This window comes from Microbispora amethystogenes (assembly GCF_016863015.1).
Taxonomy (GTDB): Bacteria; Actinomycetota; Actinomycetes; order Streptosporangiales; family Streptosporangiaceae; genus Microbispora; species Microbispora amethystogenes.
The window spans coordinates 45,657-62,755 of record NZ_BOOB01000054.1; the positions used below are offsets into that span (position 1 = coordinate 45,657).

General features: G+C 73.1%; 12 protein-coding genes and 1 pseudogene. 11 read left to right on the top strand and 2 right to left on the bottom strand.

Features of this window, described 5'->3' with window-relative positions:
• Positions 1 to 72: 72 nt before the first annotated feature.
• The 9 genes from Mam01_RS31105 to Mam01_RS31145 all read left to right on the top strand — a co-directional run bounded on the left by Mam01_RS31105 (position 73) and on the right by Mam01_RS31145 (position 8,437).
• Positions 73 to 783 carry a class II aldolase/adducin family protein gene (locus Mam01_RS31105; RefSeq protein ID WP_150938261.1) on the top strand — a complete coding sequence of 237 codons (711 nt, stop codon included), beginning with the start codon at positions 73 to 75 and terminating at the stop codon, positions 781 to 783.
• Positions 780 to 2,270: a xylulokinase gene (locus Mam01_RS31110; protein ID WP_204288755.1), complete on the top strand. Its 1,491-nt coding sequence runs from the start codon at positions 780 to 782 to the stop codon at positions 2,268 to 2,270. The genes Mam01_RS31105 and Mam01_RS31110 overlap by 4 nt, the downstream gene beginning before the upstream one ends.
• A 106-nt stretch (positions 2,271 to 2,376) precedes the next feature.
• On the top strand, positions 2,377 to 3,852 hold the full coding sequence (locus Mam01_RS31115) for an aldehyde dehydrogenase (RefSeq protein ID WP_204288756.1): 1,476 nt from the start codon (positions 2,377 to 2,379) through the stop codon (positions 3,850 to 3,852).
• A gap of 20 nt (positions 3,853 to 3,872) precedes the next feature.
• Positions 3,873 to 4,250 (top strand): endonuclease/exonuclease/phosphatase family protein, encoded by a 378-nt coding sequence (locus Mam01_RS31120; protein ID WP_204288757.1) that lies wholly within the window; start codon positions 3,873 to 3,875, stop codon positions 4,248 to 4,250.
• A 44-nt stretch (positions 4,251 to 4,294) separates the two neighbouring features.
• On the top strand, positions 4,295 to 5,221 hold the full coding sequence (locus Mam01_RS31125) for an ABC transporter ATP-binding protein (RefSeq protein WP_204288758.1): 927 nt from the start codon (positions 4,295 to 4,297) through the stop codon (positions 5,219 to 5,221).
• The gene (locus Mam01_RS31130) at positions 5,205 to 5,966 is read left to right on the top strand and encodes an ABC transporter permease (protein ID WP_204288759.1); all 762 of its coding nucleotides are present in this window, start codon (positions 5,205 to 5,207) and stop codon (positions 5,964 to 5,966) included. The genes Mam01_RS31125 and Mam01_RS31130 overlap by 17 nt, the downstream gene beginning before the upstream one ends.
• On the top strand, positions 5,963 to 6,721 hold the full coding sequence (locus tag Mam01_RS31135) for an ABC transporter permease (protein WP_204288760.1): 759 nt from the start codon (positions 5,963 to 5,965) through the stop codon (positions 6,719 to 6,721). Before Mam01_RS31130 ends, Mam01_RS31135 begins: the two co-directional genes overlap by 4 nt.
• Positions 6,722 to 6,731: 10 nt before the next feature.
• Positions 6,732 to 7,835: a sensor histidine kinase gene (locus tag Mam01_RS31140; RefSeq protein ID WP_204288761.1), complete on the top strand. Its 1,104-nt coding sequence runs from the start codon at positions 6,732 to 6,734 to the stop codon at positions 7,833 to 7,835.
• The gene (locus Mam01_RS31145; protein ID WP_204288762.1) at positions 7,832 to 8,437 is read left to right on the top strand and encodes a response regulator transcription factor; all 606 of its coding nucleotides are present in this window, start codon (positions 7,832 to 7,834) and stop codon (positions 8,435 to 8,437) included. Before Mam01_RS31140 ends, Mam01_RS31145 begins: the two co-directional genes overlap by 4 nt.
• A gap of 75 nt (positions 8,438 to 8,512) precedes the next feature.
• Here the strand turns inward: Mam01_RS31145 and Mam01_RS31150 are convergent, their stop codons facing one another.
• Positions 8,513 to 9,334 carry a hypothetical protein gene (locus Mam01_RS31150; protein WP_204288763.1) on the bottom strand — a complete coding sequence of 274 codons (822 nt, stop codon included), beginning with the start codon at positions 9,332 to 9,334 and terminating at the stop codon, positions 8,513 to 8,515.
• Positions 9,335 to 9,597: 263 nt separating this feature from the next.
• Between Mam01_RS31150 and Mam01_RS31155 the strand changes: the two genes are divergently transcribed.
• The gene (locus Mam01_RS31155) at positions 9,598 to 12,441 is read left to right on the top strand and encodes a helix-turn-helix transcriptional regulator (protein WP_204288764.1); all 2,844 of its coding nucleotides are present in this window, start codon (positions 9,598 to 9,600) and stop codon (positions 12,439 to 12,441) included.
• Between the two features lie 1,326 nt (positions 12,442 to 13,767).
• On the opposite strand, the pseudogene Mam01_RS37570 reads toward Mam01_RS31155, so the two are convergent.
• A pseudogene (locus Mam01_RS37570) lies at positions 13,768 to 14,088 on the bottom strand (GntR family transcriptional regulator); the annotation flags it as partial.
• 178 nt (positions 14,089 to 14,266) lie between these two features.
• On the opposite strand from Mam01_RS37570, the gene Mam01_RS31160 reads away from it, so the two are divergent.
• A complete protein-coding gene (locus Mam01_RS31160) occupies positions 14,267 to 17,080 on the top strand; it encodes a helix-turn-helix transcriptional regulator (RefSeq protein WP_204288765.1) in 2,814 nt (937 codons plus the stop codon).
• The last annotated feature ends 19 nt before the right edge of the window (positions 17,081 to 17,099 follow it).

Here is a 17,099-nt window from a genome sequence, read left to right on the forward strand (position 1 = left end):
GCGCCCCGGCCGTTCGCGAGTCCGCTCCCTGCAGTTCCCGACCCATGACTCGACTACGAGAAAGAAGACCCGATGAGCACCAAGTGGCTCGACACCCGTCAGAAGGTCGTCGCCTACGCCCGCAAACTCCAGGCCGAGCGCCTGGTCTACTCCACCGCGGGCAACATCAGTCTCCGCGTCCCAGGGGAGCCCGGGCTGCTCGCGGTGACGCCGACCTCCACCCAGTACGACTTCCTGGAGCCGGAGGACATCGCCATCATCGACCTTGACGGCAACGTCGTCGACGGCCGGCGCGCCCCCACGTCCGAGACGCCGATGCACACCCTCATCTGCAAGCGCCGCCCCGAAGTCGGTGCGATCGTGCACACCCACGGCAAGGCCGTCATGACGATGGCGAACCTGGGCTGGACCCTCCCGCCGATCCTCACCGGCCTGGTCGAGGCCACCGGTGGCCCGGTCTACACCTCCCCCTACTCCCAGCCCGAGACCGACCAGATGGCCGACTTCACCGCTGAGGCGCTGGAGGACCGCGGCGCGACGTTCATGCGCTTCCACGGGCTCATCGCCATCGGTGCGGACCTCGAGCACGCGTTCCACACCGCCTCGGTCGTGGAGGGCGCGTGCGAGGTGTTCCTGACCATCAAGCAGCTGGGCGTCGACGTCGAGGAGCTGCCGCAGGAGCAGGTCGACTGGATCGCCTCGTACTGGCGCGCCCAGTTCCCCGGCGCGCCCGAGCCGCTGCCGGCTCCCGAGCCCAAGCCCTATCCGGGTCTCGTGCGATGACGTACCTCATCGGCGCGGACGTCGGGTCGTCCGCGCTCAAGGCAGCCCTCGTGCACCCCGAGCAGGGCGTCGTGGCGATCTCCGAGCAGACCTACCCGATGCACCGCCCTCACCCTGACTGGGCGGAGAACGACGCCGACGACTGGTACCGGGCGCTGGCTCGCGCGATCCCCGAGGTCCTGTCGTCCGCCGGTGTCAGCGCGCGGGAAGTGAGCGCGCTGTGCCTGGTGGGGCAGCGTGACATCGCCGTCCTCCTGGACGAGGCCGGGCGGGTGCTGGCTCCGGTGATCCACTGGACCGACCGCCGCGACCCCGAGGAGACCTCGGCGCTGTACGACGGCCTGGGACGCGAAGCCCTGATCGAGCGTTCGGGCACTCTGCCGATTCCCGGACTGGTGCTGGCGAACCTGACGTGGACCCGGCGGCACCAGCCGGAGGTCTGGCACCGGGTCCGTCACGCGTTGCAGCCGAAGGACTACCTGGCCTACCGGCTCACCGGCGACGTCGGGACCGACCCGACGGGTCCGACCCGGTCGGTCCTCAACGACTGGCGGACGGGGACGTGGAGTCCTGAGTTGTGCGCCGCCGCCGGGATCCCGCGCGAGATCCTGCCCGACGTGCGCTACGCGCCGTGGGAGCCGCGCGGCGAGCTGGGCGGCACCGCACACGAGATCGGGCTCCTACCCGGAACGGTGCTCGTCGCCGGTGGGGGTGACGACCCGGCGGCCGCGCTCGGGTCCGGTGTGATCGACCCGGGCGACGTGTCGATCGGCACCGGCAGCTCGATGAGCTGGCGTGCCGTGGACTCCCGGCCGCGATTCGACCCGACGGGCATCGTGGGGCTCATGCCGCACGTGGTGCCGGACCGGTACCTGCACGAGATGGTCGCCGTCGGCTCGGGCACCACCCTGCGGTGGCTGCGCTCGACCTTCGGCGGAGCGCTGGACTACGCCGAGCTCATCGCCGGCGCCCGCGAGATCGCGCGGGGCAGCGACGGACTGCTGTGCTTCCCCTACGTGGAGGGAGCCACCGTCCCCGTCCAGGACGACCAGGTGCGCGCCGCCTACCACGGCATCTCCGGTCACCACCGGCTGCCGCACTTCGTACGGGCGACGCTCGAGGGCATCGCCTATCAATACCCGGCGCTGCTGGACGTGCTGCGCGAGCGTGGCCTGCGGGTGGACACCATGACCATCTCCGACGGCGAAGCGCGGTCGAGCGAGTGGAACCAGATCAAGGCCGACGTGCTGGATCAGCCGCTGGTCCCCGCGCTGCGGGTCGAGGCGCCGTCGATCGGCGCCGCGATCCTGGCCGGCCTGGGAACCGGTGCCTTCTCCTCGGCGCGCCAGGGTGTGGACCAGGTGGTCGAGGTCGCCCCCCGGGTCGAGCCCGGCGTGCAGGGCACGGATCGGTACCGGGAGCTGCGCCGCCAGTGGGAGGAGGTTCGGGCCGACGTGTTCCCCCGTTTCAGGCTCCTGGTCTCCTGAGCCGGTCACCTCCCGGTGCGGCGGCGAGCCCTCGTGTACGCCACAGCGTCGCCCGCGTCCTCCTGCCCACCTCCCACGTCATCTTCTCCCCCAGAAAGGCAGTGTCGTGACACTCTCCCTGCCCGCCACTGTGCGGACCCAGGCGTACATCGACGGCGCGTTCGTCGACGCCGGCGACGGTGGCACCTTCGTCTCCGTCGCGCCCTCGACCGGCCGGCCCCTGATCACGGTCGCCTCCTGCACGCCTGACGACGTCGACAAGGCCGTCGCGGCCGCACGCGCCGCGTTCGACGCCGGCACCTGGAGCCAGGCGGCGCCCGAGCAGCGCAAGCAGGTCCTGACCCGGCTTGCCGAGCTGATCGAGGCCAACGCGGAAGAACTCGCACAGATCGAGTCGGCCGACGCGGGCAAGCCGATCAGCGAGTGCCGGCAGTTCGACATCCCGGACGTGGTGACGACGCTGCGGTTCTACGCCGAGGCGGTGGACAAGGTCTTCGGCAAGGTGTCCGCCACCGGGCCCGAGCACCTGGGCCTTGTCGTGCGCGAGCCGATCGGCGTCGTGGGCGCGGTCCTCCCCTGGAACTTCCCCGCCGCGATGCTCGCGTGGAAGATCGCCCCAGCCCTCGCCGCGGGAAACTCGGTGGTCGTCAAGCCACCGGAGCTGGCGTCCCTGACGACGCTGCGCATCGCCGAACTTGCCACCGAGGCCGGTCTGCCGAACGGCGTGTTCAATGTCGTCCCCGGCATGGGGCCCGTGGCGGGCAGGGCCATCGGCCTGCACCCCGACGTCGACATGGTGACGTTCACCGGGTCCACCGCGGTCGGCCGGCAGTTCCTGCGCTACTCGGCCGACTCCAACCTCAAGGAGATCGTGCTCGAGTGCGGCGGCAAGAGCCCGCAGATCGTCACGGCCGACAACGCTGACCGCATCGAGGAAGTGGCTGCGGATCTGGCCGACGCCGCCTTCTGGAACTCCGGGCAGAACTGCTCGGCCGGCTCCCGGATCCTGGTCGACAACGCCATCAAGGACCGGTTCGTCGCCGCACTCGCCCGTGAGGCGCAGTCGCGTGTCGTCGGGGATCCGACCGACGAGTCCACCCAGCTCGGCCCTCTCATCGAGGAGGCCGCACTCGAACGGGTCCTGCGCTACATCGAGGGCGCGAAGGCCGACGGGGCGACAGTCGTGACCGGCGGCACGCGGCTGCTGACCGAGACGGGCGGCTGGTACGTCGCGCCCACGGTGGTGGACGACGTACGCCCCGACATGGCGGTGGCTCGCGAGGAGATCTTCGGGCCGGTCGTCGCCGTCCTCGGGTTCGACACTGTCGAAGAGGCGATCTCCCTGGCCAACGACTCCGATTACGGGCTTGCCGCCACCGTGTGGTCGCGCGACGTGGACACCGCGATCCGCATCGCCAGGGGCGTGCGGGCCGGCACCGTCGCGGTCAACGGCTACTCCGAGGGGAACATCACCACACCCTTCGGCGGATACCGTACGTCCGGTTTCGGCGGCCGCGACAACGGCATCGAGGCCTTCGAGCAGTACACCGAGCTCAAGACGATCTGGTTCACCCTCCGCTGAGCACCGCGCGTGGGCTCCCATTGAGGGGCGCGCTGGCCGCGCTGCTGCCGGTCGCCCCTTGGCTCGCCCAGTTCGGCGGATACCTACTACCCCGAGTGAAACAGCCACATCATCTGGTCGCCCTACAGCACAACGCCAGTGACGAGAACACCGACCCGGCCGGCACGGCGCGCACGCTGATCGCGGCCCGGCCGGATGTGATCGGCCTGGAGGAACTCCTGCCGGCGGCCCTGCCTTCCTGGGAGGCCGCGCCGCACGCCGAGTACCCGTATCGGACGGTGCACAGCACGGTCGGCCTCTGGTCCCGCTTCCCTCTTCTCACCGAGACGGCCCCGGTGGACATCCGCGCGCACGACGTTGGCCCGGACTGGAACCGCGGGCTGCGCGCGAAGTTGTGAATTGCTCACTGTTTCCGCCGCCGCGCCTGGCCAAGGATCGAGGCGTGGCAGCGATTCAGGTGAACCACCTCAGCAAGAGCTACGGCAGTTTCCAGGCGGTCGACGACATCTCGTTCGAGGTCGAGGCGGGCGCGGTCTTCGCCCTGCTCGGCCGCAACGGCGCGGGCAAGACCACGACGATCGAGCTGCTCACCGGGTTCCGGAGGCCGGACGCCGGTACGGTCAGGGTGCTGGGCCTCGACCCGATCAGGGACCGCGCCCAGGTGCGCGGCAACGTCGGCATCATGCTGCAGGAGGCCGGATTCTTCCCCGACCTGACGGCCGGGCAGACGGTCGAGATCTGGCGTGACTTCACTCCCGCCGCGCGCCCCGCGAGTGAGGCGCTGGAGCTGGCTGGCCTGACGGCGAAGGCGAAGACGAAGGTGCGGCAGCTGTCCGGCGGCGAGAAACGCCGCCTCGACCTGGCGCTGGCCCTGCTGGGCCGGCCCGACGTGCTGTTCCTCGACGAGCCGACGACCGGCATGGACCCCGAGGCCCGCCGCGACGTCTGGGAGGTCGTCCGCGACCTCGCCGCCCGGGGGACGACCGTGCTGCTGACCACCCACTATCTGGAGGAGGCCCAGCAACTGGCGACGAACCTGGCCATCATGGACCGGGGTGAGATCGTCGTCGGCGGCGACATGGCCGAGACGCTGGCCGCGCGGGTGGGGCGGGTCTCGTTCGAGCTGCCGTCCGTGGTCCAGCCCGGGGAGCTGCCGCTGCCCGCGACCGTGCGGGGCAAGGTCGCCGTGGTCCAGGCCGCCGATCCCGACCTGGCCGCCCAGACGCTGCTGAGCTGGGCGAGCGAACGCGGCCTGCGCCTGCGCGGCCTGGAGGTCCGTACGGCCTCCCTGGAAGACCTGTTCCTGGAACTGGCCCACAACGGCGAAACAGCCCAGAACAGCACGACCACCCGTGACGCCCGTGCGTGACGTGCTGGCCGTGGCGCGGCTGGGCGGGCGGCTGTTCTGGCGCGACGGGCGGGCCGTGGGCGGCGTCGCGGTGCTCGGCGTCTGCCTGGGCGCGGGCCTGCCGTTGCTGGTCACCGCCTCGCTCAGGAGCCCCGACGTGGAGGTGGTGCTCGGCATGCATCTCGGCCTGCTCGCCACGCTCCTGACCATCGCCGCGACCACCCAGACGGCCGTGACGCTGTCGGCGAGGCGAGAGTCGCTGGTTCTCAAGCGGCTGCGCGCCTCGGGCCTAAGCGGCCGGGCCATCGTCGGCGGTGAGCTGGTCAACATCGTGACGCAGGCCGCTCTCCTGTCGGCCCTCGTTTCGGTGATCCTCTACACCTTCACCTCCCTGCCGCCCCCCGAGTTGCCGCTGCTGTTCGCGGCGTGCGTCGTCACGGTGGCCGGAGTGCTGGCACTGATCGGCGTCGTCTTCTCGATCGTGACCCGCCGTCCCGACCTGAACGCCCCCGCCACGATCCCGTTCATGCTGGCCAGCGCGCTCGGGGCCGGAGCGTACGGCCCGTTCGTCGCCGGCCTCCTCCCCGGCTGGGTCCGATGGGCACTCGACCTGCTGCCGACCGGGGCGATGGTCGAGATCGCCGGGCTCGCCTACGGGGGCGGCGAGCCCGCGACGCTGACCGGGCCCGTCCTCAACCTGACCGTCTGGGCCCTGCTCGCCCTGGTCGCCGTCCGCTTCCTCTTCCGATGGGACCCACGCCGATGAGCCTCACGGCCACCTACAAGCTGAGCGCCCGGCTGTTCTGGCGCGACAAGGGGATGCTGCCCGCCTCGGTGATCACCCCGCTGGGCCTCGCGATCGGGATGCCGACGCTGATGCGCAATGTCACGGCCGGCGGCGTCACGGCCGCGGCGCAGATGTTCGTGGGGACGCTCGCGCTCATCCTGTCGGGCACCGCGTTCCTGAACATCACCGTCGCCCTGACCATGCGCCGCGACCAGCTCCTGCTCAAACGGCTGCGCGCCACCCGGCTCACCGACCGGCAGATCCTCCTCGGCGAGGTCGCGAGCACCGCCACGCAGACGGTCATCGTCATGGTCATCTCAGCCGTGGCCGTACACCTCCTGGCCGACGTGCCGCTGCCGCGCGATCCGGTGCTGTTCGCGGTGTTCGCGGTCGCGGGTGCTGCGGTGATGGCGACGCTGGGGGTGGCGTGGACGGCCGCGATCCCGCGCGGGGAGCTCGCCGCGCCCATGACGCTCCCGTTCTTCTTCCTGGCCGGCCTCGCGTCCGGGGCGATGGGCCCGATCGTGGACCTGCTGCCCTCCTGGCTGCACCCGTTCTTCGCCGCCCTGCCCACCAGCGCGGTGGTGGACGTGGTCCGCGCCTCCTACGGGCCGGGCACACTCGGCTCCGACCTGGCGGCGGCGGCCGTACCGGCTCTGGTTCTGGCGGTGTGGGCGGGGGTCGCGCTGCTCTCGATCAGGAGGTGGTTCCGGTGGGAGACCAGAAAGTCATAATTGGCCGACCATGACCTCCATCTCCGCACGACGGCTCGGCATCGCGCTGATCGTCCTCGTCTCCGTCGGCTACACGATCATCCCTCTCGCGGCCTCCCTCGCGACCGCCCCCGCGTCGCTCAACGCCCGGCTGCTCGCGGTGCTGGCCGCTTTCTACCTGCCGCACTTCCTCCACGTACGGCAGGCCTTCGCGGGCGCCCGATCCCGGTGGCTGCCCGCGACGCTGGCGGTGCAGGGGGTCGCCACCTACCTGCCGGAGGTCCTCGGGTTCACCGGCTGGTCGGCCGGGACCGCGCCGCTCCTGGCCGGGCCGGTGCTCCTGCTGCTCCCGCTGCGCTGGGGCGGGGTCCTGGTGACGACGATGGCGGCGGCGGAGTACTGGTGGCTTCAGGGCATCTTCCACAACGTGACCGGCTCGTACTTCTACGCCCTCACCATCGTCATCACCGGCGCCATGATCTACGTCGTCGTACGGCTGGTCCGGGTCACCGCCGAGCTGGAGCAGGCGCGGGCCGACCTGGCGGAGGCGGCGGTGCTGAAGGAGCGGTTGCGGATCTCCCGCGACCTGCACGACGGGCTCGGCCACAGCCTCACCTCGATCGTGTTGAAGGGCGACCTGGCCGCCCGGCTCATGGACCGCGATCTTCCCGCCGCGAAGGCCGAGGTCGGCGCCCTCGTCCAGGTGGCGAGGGAGGCCGCGCAGGAGGTGCGTCAGGTGGCTCGCGGCTACCGGCGGATGACGCTCACCGACGAGGTGCACCGGGCCGCGGCCCTGCTGGAGTCAACCGGGATCGGCGGCCAGGTCAACCTCGCCGAGATCACCCCGTCCCGCGAGCAGGACGAGGCGCTCGCCTGGGCCGTACGCGAGGGGGTCACGAACATCCTGCGGCACAGCCGCGCCACCACCTGTTCGATCACCACCTCGAACCGCGCCGGACGCATCCACCTGGAGATCGTCAACAACGGCCTCCCACCCGACGACGCGCGGACCGCCGGGCCTTCCGGCGGCGGGCTGGTCGGGCTGGTGGAGCGGGCCGCGCAGATTGGCGGCACGGTCGAGGCCGGGCCCACGTCCGAGGGCGGATTCCGGCTGACGATGGAGGTGCCCACGTGATCCGCGTCCTCCTGGCCGAGGACATGCACATGATCCGGGCCGCACTCACCGCCCTGCTGCGCCTGGAGCCCGACCTGGAGGTGGCGGCCGAGGTGACGCGCGGGGACGAGATCGTCCCCGCCGCGCTGCGGGTGCGGCCGGACGTGGCGATCGTCGACATCGACCTCCCCGTGCTGGACGGCATCACCGCCGCCGCGCGGCTGCGGGAGGTGCTGCCCTCCTGCCGCGTCCTGGTGCTGACCGCGATGGGCCGGCCGGGTCAGGTACGCCGGGCCCTGTCGGCGGGCATCGAGGCGTTCCTGGTCAAGGACGCCCCCGGCGACCGCCTGGCCGACGCGATCAGGCGTACGGCGGCCGGGCTGCGGGTGCTGGACGCGGAGCTGGTGGCCTCGGCGATGGAGTACGGAGAGAGCCCCCTCACCCCACGCGAGGCCACGGTCCTGCGCGACGCCGCCCGAGGCGCCTCGGCCGAGGAGATCGCCGCCCGGCTGCACCTGTCGGTGGGCACCGTGCGCAACTATCTCACCGGCGCGATCACCAAGACCGGCGCCCGCAACAAGATCGACGCTGTCCGCATCGCCGAGGACGCGGGCTGGCTGTGACCCCGGTGGCGACACCGCGCGAAGCCCGCCCGTGCAACCGCGCCCTCGCCGGTCCTCACCGCGACCGGCCGGGACTCACGCGGGCTTCGGCACGTAGGTCGACAGGCACGCTTCGGCCGCGCTCGTCGGCTTGTAGCAGGCCTTCACGTTGAGGCCGCCGTCGAGATCCCAGCGAGCGAAATACCCCGCGGTGCTGGTGCAGGTCGACCCGCTCGTGCTCACGTCCCCGGCCTTGACGGTGGCCGAGGCGCAGCCGGAGCCGGTCGCGGTCTTCTCCACGGTGTTGATCGTCGACCGGCTGCTCCCGTCGGAGCCGTAGCCGGTGAGCCGCACGCCGGGACGCACGAGCGAGTACGTGTAGTCCGTCGCCGTGTAGTAGGACCAGCTCGCTCCGGTGCCCGTGGTGCGCAGCCCGGCGTCGGACACCGAACTCGGGACGGCGACGAAGAGGGACTTGTCGGCGTTCGTGGTACCGGGAATGGTCCGGTAGACCAGCACCAGAAGTCCATTGTCGAAGATGCCGGATCCGGTGTTGAACGTCTTGTAGGTGCCGTTGCCGCAGGTCGTCTCGTCGACGAGATCGGAACCGTTCGCCCGGATCACCACCCGGGAGCACCGGCCGTCGTTGGCGGTGTGCTCGATCGATCCGTAGAGGTTGCGCGAGCCGTTCTGGTCGCTGCCGAACGACGTCAGCTTGACTCCCGGCAGCGTCGCGGCGACCTGGAACGCGTCCGACTGGTAGTAGTTCCACGAGGCCGACATGCCGGCTCCGTCGGCGGCCTGGGCCGGTGAGGCGGTGAGCAGCGCGCCGGTCACCGCCGCGACCAGCGTCGCGCCGACGGGCGCGAGGCTCCGAGACGTGGAACGGAAGCGGGTGGGACGGGAAATCGTCGACATTATGCCCCTTTTGCGTTGCGTGGGTGCTTTCGGGCGTCCGATGTGCGCCCTTCGCGTTCCATGTCAGGATCTCTGCATCGGGGTGCCCGTAATGGGCCACTTCGCCGCCGCATTCCATGGACCAGTAATCACCGCGCCCGATGATTTGGTGCGCAATAACCACCAATTTTGTTAGGCTGTGAGAAGTGAATCCCGGTCCGTCACCGCGGTGAAACGCCGGCGCAGCACGCGCCCGCACTCCACCGCCCTACCACGAACGCAGGATGGTCCCGAGATCGGCGCACCCGCCCCTACAGGAGCGGGACGAGGGCGTCTCCATCCTGGTCGACGCGGCGCGTGCCGCCACCCCCGACGTGGGCGGGCGGATATTCGTCGTCGAGGGTCCTCCCGGAATCGGCAAGACGCGACTGCTGACCGTGGTACGAGAACGGCTGCGTCACGGCGGCCATTCCGTGGCCCGAGCCCTGGGGTCACCGCTGGAACGCGAGTTCGCCTACGGCGTGACGCGGCAATTGTTCGAGCCGATGCTGACCGCGGAAGCCGAGTTCGGCCGGGGTCCGCTGTTCGCCGGCGCCGCCGCGCAGGCCGCCTCGGTATTCACCGTGGAGGCGATCCGGCCCGTCGGCGACCTCCCGGTTTTGCACGGCCTGTACTGGCTGGTGGTGAACGCGTGTACGGCGGAACCGCTGACTCTCGTCGTCGACGACGTCCAGTACGCCGACCCGCCCTCTCTGCGCCTGCTGGCCTACCTGCTGCCCCGGCTGGACGGCCTGCCGCTGACCATGATGCTGGCGATGACGTCCGGCGCGCCGGTCCCCGACCTGCTGGCCGAGATCCTGCGCACGCCCAGCACCGAGTTCGTACGGCTGCGGCCGCTCGGGCTGCCCGGCACCGCCGCCGTGCTCGCGACGATGTTCGGCGCCCGGCCTGACGACGCCTTCGTCGCCGCCTGTCACGACTCCAGCGGCGGCAACCCGCTCCTGCTGACCGAGCTGGCCCGGGGCTGCGTCGAACAGGGCATCACCCCCACGAGCGGCAACACCGCCCGGCTGGCCACGGTGCTCCTTCCGTCCCGGGTGAGGCCCCACCTGGGGGGCCTGCCGCAGGACGCCGTCGATGTGGCGCATGCCGTCGCCCTTCTGGGCAACGAGGCGGACCTGCCCGCGATCTCGGCGGTCTCCGGCCTCGGCGTCGAGGCCACCGCCGCCGCCGTCGACCGGCTGATCCGGAGTCATGTGCTGGTCCGCGCGCCCGCCGGCCGGTTCGGCTACCCGCACCAGCTGTTGCAACGGTCGGCCTACGAGCACCTGGACACCACCCGCCGGTTACGGGGACACCGGGCGGCGGCGCTGCACCTGGCCGCCACGGGCGCGGAGCCGGAGCGGATCGCCGCGCACATCCTGCAGGTGCCCCCGGGCGTGGTGCCGGACGCGGCCGGATACCTGCGGCGCGCCGCCGAGACCGCGCTGTTCCGCGGTTCCCCCGACAGCGCGTACACCTATCTGCGGCGGGCGTTGCCCGACGTGACCGGCGACCGGGACCGCCAGGTCCTGGTCGACCAGCTCGCCGACGTCGCGCTGCACAGCGATGTCGAGGCCGCCGCGCGCTACGGCGAGCAGGCCCTGGCGTCGGCCGTCGAGCCCGCCGCCCGGGCGGCGGCCGGTCTACGGCTCGGGGAGGCGTTGCTGTTCGGCGGCGACACGGAGGCCGCCGTACGAGCCTGGCGTGACGCGCGGCAGGCGCTGGACAGGACGTCTGACCCGGGGCTGCGCTGGCATCTGGACGCGTACCTGGTCAACGTGACCGTGCTGGAACCCGGCCGGCTGCACCTGCTCGACGAGGTGGGGCAGGCCGCGGGCGACGACGAGCCGCCGAGCGCCGGCGGGCGGGCGCTCGACTGCGTGCTCGCCCTGCGGGCCGCGTTCGAGGCCCGCCCGCAGGCCGCGCAGGCCGCCCGCCGCGGCCTCTCCGACGGGCTGCTGGTGCGCCACGGCACCGGGGACAGCCCGCTCGTGTGCGGCTGGCTGGCGCTCCTGGCCGCCGAGGACGACCTGGCCGGCACGAGCATCGACCATGCCCGGCGGGAGGCGTACCGCCGCGGCAGCGTCCGGGCGCACGGGCCCGCGCACGCCCTGGCGGCGCTCCACGAACTGTGGCGCGGCAATCTCGCCGAGGCGGAGCGGGAGGCGCGCACGGCGGTGGAGGCCGTCGAGCGTTCGGGCGTACGGCTCGGCCGGCCGTTCGTCGCCCCGTTCCTGGCCGACATCCTGGCCGAACGCGGCGACCTGGCCGGCGCGCGGTCCGCGCTGGCGTGGGCCGGTCTGCCGGAGGAGCCACCGCCGGCCGGGCCCATGTACTTCTACGCCGACACACGGGCGCGGCTGCTCCGCCGTACGGTGGGCGGCGAGCGGGCGGTGGCCGCGGCGCTGGACGCCGGTCGCCTCTTCGCCCGCTTCGGCGGCGACAACCCCGCGTTCGTTCCCTGGCGCACCGAGGCGGCCCGCACCCTGCACCGGATGGGTCACGGCGACCAGGCGGCGGAGCTCGCGCTGGCCGAGGTGGCCCTGGCCCGCCGCTGGGGCGCGCCCCGGCCGCTGGGCCGCGCGTTGCGGGTCGCCGGCGTCGTGCTCGGCGCACAGGACGGCTTCCCGCTGCTGGCCGAGGCGGTCGACGTGCTGGCCGGATCGCTCGCCCGGCTGGAGTACGCCAAGGCGCTGGTGGACCTGGCCGCCGCGGCCGACCGGCGGGGCCGGCGCGGCTGGGCGCGCGAACTGCTGGACGACGCCGCCGAGCTGGCGGCCCAGTGCGACTGTCCCCCGTTGCGTGAGCGCGTGGACGCCATGTCGGGGGCGGCCGGATCCCGGACCGCGCCGGCCGGCCCCGGCACCACCGCGCTGACCTCAACAGAGCGCCGGGTCGCCGAGCTGGCCGCCACCGGCATGTCCAACCGCGAGATCGCCGAAACCCTGTTCGTCACTCCCAAGACCGTCGAGCTGCATCTGACCAACACCTACCGCAAGCTGCACATCGGCGGCCGGGTCGAGCTGGTCCACGCGCTGGACCGCGTTACGGCGGGGACCGCCAGACCGCCGCGGACCCGCGGATGACCGGGCGGGAGGCCGCGGCACGCCGGGCACGAGATCGGTCTTGTCGCCGGCGTGCGGGCGGCGGCCGGACGCGGGCCGTGCCGAACACGGGGCCGGACACGGGTGCGTAGGCCCACCGTCGACGCCCCGGCCGGCCCGCGCTCGGGTCAGACCGGCCAGCACGGTGCGGACGGCCTGAAGGCCGTGGTGCAGTTCCTCGTCGGTCAGGTGGCCGAAACCGAGGACGATTCCGTCAGGGGCGTCGCCCGCCCGCACCTGGTACAGGTCCGACAGACGGCCCACGGTCACACCGCGGCCGGCGAGTTCGGTCGCCACGGAATCGACGATCTGGCGGGGTAACAGCAGTGCCGCGCTGGAACCGCGGGGGCCGAGAACCAGCCGGGCGGGCCGCCCGACATGTGCCAGCGCGGCACGCACCTCCTCGCGCCGCCGAGCGTGCAGCCGCGACGCGCGCCTGACGTGCTGGGCGACCGCCCGGTCACCGAGCAGGCGGGTGAACGCCGCCTGCGCCGTCCCGCCGAGCCGCCCGTCGTCACCCCCCGCGACCTGCGCGACCACCGGCACCAGTGGGCGCGGCAGCACCAGGTACGCCAGCCCGGGCGGGGCGAGACCGTCGCCCAGCGTCCCCGCGAGGATCACTCGCCCGCCCGCCAGGTCGAGCAGCGAAGGAAGCGGCCTGTCACCCGCCCCGGTCTGCTCGGTGCAGATGTCCACCAGATATCCGCCCGTCCGCCGGGCCCACTCCGCGAGCATCCGCCGGCGGGCCGGCGACAGCACCGCGCCGAACGGATGGTTGCCCTCGGCGAACACGACGGCGGCGCGCACCCCGTCCATCCCGCCCAGCAGGTCCACCCGCGCGCCCTCCGTGTCGGCCGGCAGCGGGTGGGTCGTCCATCCGGCCTGCCGCGCGGCCTGCACGGGATATCCCGGCGCCGGCTGCTCGACGGCCACCGTCGCCGCTCCGGCCTCCCGCTGTCCGATCTGCTGTCCGGTCGGCTGTCCGCTCAGCCGTCCGATCGCCTCGAACAGGAACCAGCAGGCCTGCCGCAGCCCGACGGCCACCACCACGTCACGGGCCTCGACACCGAGCCCGCGGGTCCGGTGCAGGTGCTCGGCGACGGCCTCGCGGAGGGCGGCCGATCCCAGCGGAGCCGCCTCGCCGTCCGGCGGCAGATAGCTGGCCTGGCGCCAGGCGGACCGCCATGCGGCCAGCGGGAAGCCGCCGGCCGTGGCGGCGCGGGGAGTGAAGTCCGCCACGACCGGCCGGACGGGCGGCGAAGGGATGCTCCGGCGATGTGGTGACGGCTCGCCCGTGACGTACGTGCCCGAGCGTGCCCGTCCCTCGACGAAGCCACGGGCCAGCAGCAGCTCGTAGGCCGACACCACCACCCCGCGGGACACTCCGAGCAACTGGGCCATCGCGCGAGTGGACGGAAGCCGCGCCCCGGCGGGCAGGAGGCCACCGCGGATCGCTTCGGCCAGTTGCTCCATGAGCTGCTGCGGCAGGTGTCCGCGCGAATCGCGACGGATGTCGAGGTAAGCGGCGAGCCCTTCTGCCGTGACCATGCGCCCTCCTTCTTCTGTCGGACGCCCGCCCCGAGTGGGCGCCACCATCAGAAGATCGGCCAACCGGCGGCCCCGGGGCATCGGGGTCCCCCCCAATGTCACCCCCTGTCTCCGCCGGCGGCGCGTCACCGCAGCTCAGAGGGGCCTGCCGAGCATCGTGGCCGCGGGACGCCGGGCGGATTTGAAACCATTTCTAGGGAAATCCCCGAGGCGGTCCGTACGAGATCGCTCTATCATCCGCGGCTGGCAGACTTGGCGGGTGGATCACGGACCGTCCTTGCTGGAGCGCGACGCCGAGGTGGGGCGGATGCGGGGGCTCTTCGCCGCGGCGGCGCGCGGACAGGGCGGTGTGATGCTGATCGAGGGCCCGGCCGGCATCGGCAAGAGCGCGCTGGCCGGCGCCGCCCGCCGGCTCGGCAGGACGGCCGGCTGCCGGGTGCTCGGCGCCCGCGGCAGCCGGCTGGAGCAGCGGTTCGGCTACGGCGTGCTGCGTCAGCTGGTCGAACCGGTGGTGCTCGGCGCCGACACCGCACAGCGGGTGCGGCTGCTGCGTGGTCCCGCCCATCGGGCGCTCACGCTGCTCGACTCACATCTCGTTTCGCGCCTCGGCGGACCCGTGCCCGGTGACCTGGGGGCGTTCCACGTGCTGGCCCGGCTGCTGGTGAACCTCGCCAAGGCCGGTCCGGTGGCGCTGGTCGTCGACGACGTGCACTGGGCCGACGACCTCTCGCTGCGCGTGTTCCTGCACATGCTCCCCGGCCTGGCCGAGTCGCCGATGGCGGTGGTGCTGGCCGGTCGGCCGTCCGCCGCGCCTGGGCCGTTCGCGGAGCTCGCCGCCGATCCGGCCGTGACGGTGCTGCGGCCGGCTCCGCTGACGCCGGCCGGCACGGCCGCCCTGGTGCGCGCCGTCGGCGGCGAGGCGGCGGGCACCCGGCTGTGCGCGGCCTGTCACCGCCTGACCGGCGGCAACCCGCTGTTCGTACGGGAGCTGGCGGCGGCCGCGGGTGCCGCCGGCGGCACGGCGGCCGAGGGTGACGAGGAGGCGTTGCGTGCGCTCGGCGGGCCGGCGCTGAGCCGGTGGATGGACGCCGTGCTCGCGCACCTCACCCCCGAGGCCGTGCGGGTCGCTCAGGTATGCGCCGTACTGGGCGAGGAGGCCGGCCCGGGGCTCGTCGCCGAACTCGCGGGCGGCCCGGAGACACTCGCGCGGGGCCACGACGAACTGGTGGCGGCGGGCGTCCTGCGCGGCGGCGGGCGGCTCGAGTTCGTCCACGACCTGACCCGGCACGCCGTGCACTCCGGCATCGCCGTGGTGGAGCGCAGCCGCCTGCATCGGCGAGCGGCCGAGCTGCTCGCCGCCGGGCATCCGGCACCGCTGGTCGCCGCCCACCTGCTCGAGACCCTGCCCTCAGGCGACGGCTGGGTGGTGGACACGCTGGTGGCCGCCGCCGACCACGCGTCGAGCCGGGGGGCGCCACGGTCCGCGCTGGCATTCCTGGAGCGGGCCCTGCAGGAGCCGCCCACCCCGGAGGCGACCGCCGGCCTGGTGCGGATGGCCGGCGAGATCGCGTACTGGTTCGACTGGCCGGCCGCGATCGGCTACCTGCGACGCGCGGCCGCGCTGGCCCCGGACGCGGCCGGGCGGGCCGAGGCCACCGAGCTGCTCGGTCGTGCGGTGGTCCTCAACGGCCGCAACGCCGACGCGATCACCCTCATGGAGAACGCCCTCACCGAGCTGGGCGACGGGCACGCGGAGCTGGACCACCGGCTGCGGACGCAGATCATCGCGGCGGCGGCGGCCGAGCTGGACCTGCGGCACACCGGTGCGCGGCACCTGGCGGTGCTTTCGGCCGCGCCGAGGCTGAGCGACGAGGTGCGGTGCCAGCTCCACGGGTTCACCGCGTTCTGGACCGCCGTCGTCGAGCTCGACCGGGACGCGGCCGTTTCCACGGCGCTGCGGGTGCTGCGGCTGCGTTCGTCCGGCATGGCCGACCAGGAGGCGTCGTCGTCGCTTTCCTACCTGGTCCTGATCGACGCCGACCATGACGACGTGCTGCGGCAGCTCGACGGCGACTGGTCCGCGGCGCGTGAAACGGGCTCGCCATACACGGCCGCGCTGATCGGCTACCTCCGGGTGCACGCACTGCTGGCGCGCGGTCACCTCGCCGAGGCCGAGGCCGGCATCCGGCAGGTGGTACGACTCATCGGCAGGGTGCCGGTCCCGCTGACCCCGGTCTTCGCCGGAGAGATCCTGGCAGAGGTGCACCTCGCACAGGGGCGGCTGACAGCCGCTGCCGAGGCGCTCGCCGGAGCGTCCGCCGATGTCTCACCCTACAAGGCATTGCAATGCCGCCTGGACCTGATGTCTGCCCAGTTGGACCTCGCCCATGGGCGGGCCGAGCAGGCGGTCCGGCGGGCGGAGCAGGTGGGCCGCCGGTTGCTCGCGGACGGCTGGCTGAACCCGGCCTCGTATCCGTGGCGGATGGTGGCCGCACTGGGCAAGCACGTGCTCGGGGCCCGCGACGCGGCCCTGGCGCTGGCCGCCGAGGACCTCGACCTGGCCCGCCGATGGGGCGCCCCACGCGCCCTCGGCCGAGCGCTGCGGGTGGCGGCGACGGTGACCGGAGGCCGGGCCGAGCCGGAGTTGCTGGAGGAGGCGGTGCGGGTGCTGCGGACGGGCCCGGCCAGGCTGGAGCTCGCCACGGCCCTGCACGCCTTCGGCCGCCGCACGTGGCGGCAGCACCCCCAGGCCGGGCGGGCCGCCCTGACCGAGGCGCTCCGGCTGGCGGAGGAGTGCGGAGCCGCGGAGCTCGCGCGGCGAGCGCGGAGCGCACTGACCGAGGCCGGTACGCGGCCGCCGGAACCGCACGCGGCTCGGCTGACCCCCGGAGAGTGGCGGGTGGCCCGGTTGGCGGCCCGAGGCAGGACCAACCGCCAGATCGCCCAGGAGCTGAACGTCACGCCCAAGACGGTCGAGACGCACCTCGGAAACATCTACCGCAAGCTTGGCGTCCGCAACCGCACCGCGATGGCCCGGGCGCTGGCCGCCACCGACCTCGACCATCCGGACTGAACCGCGCCGCCGGGTGCGC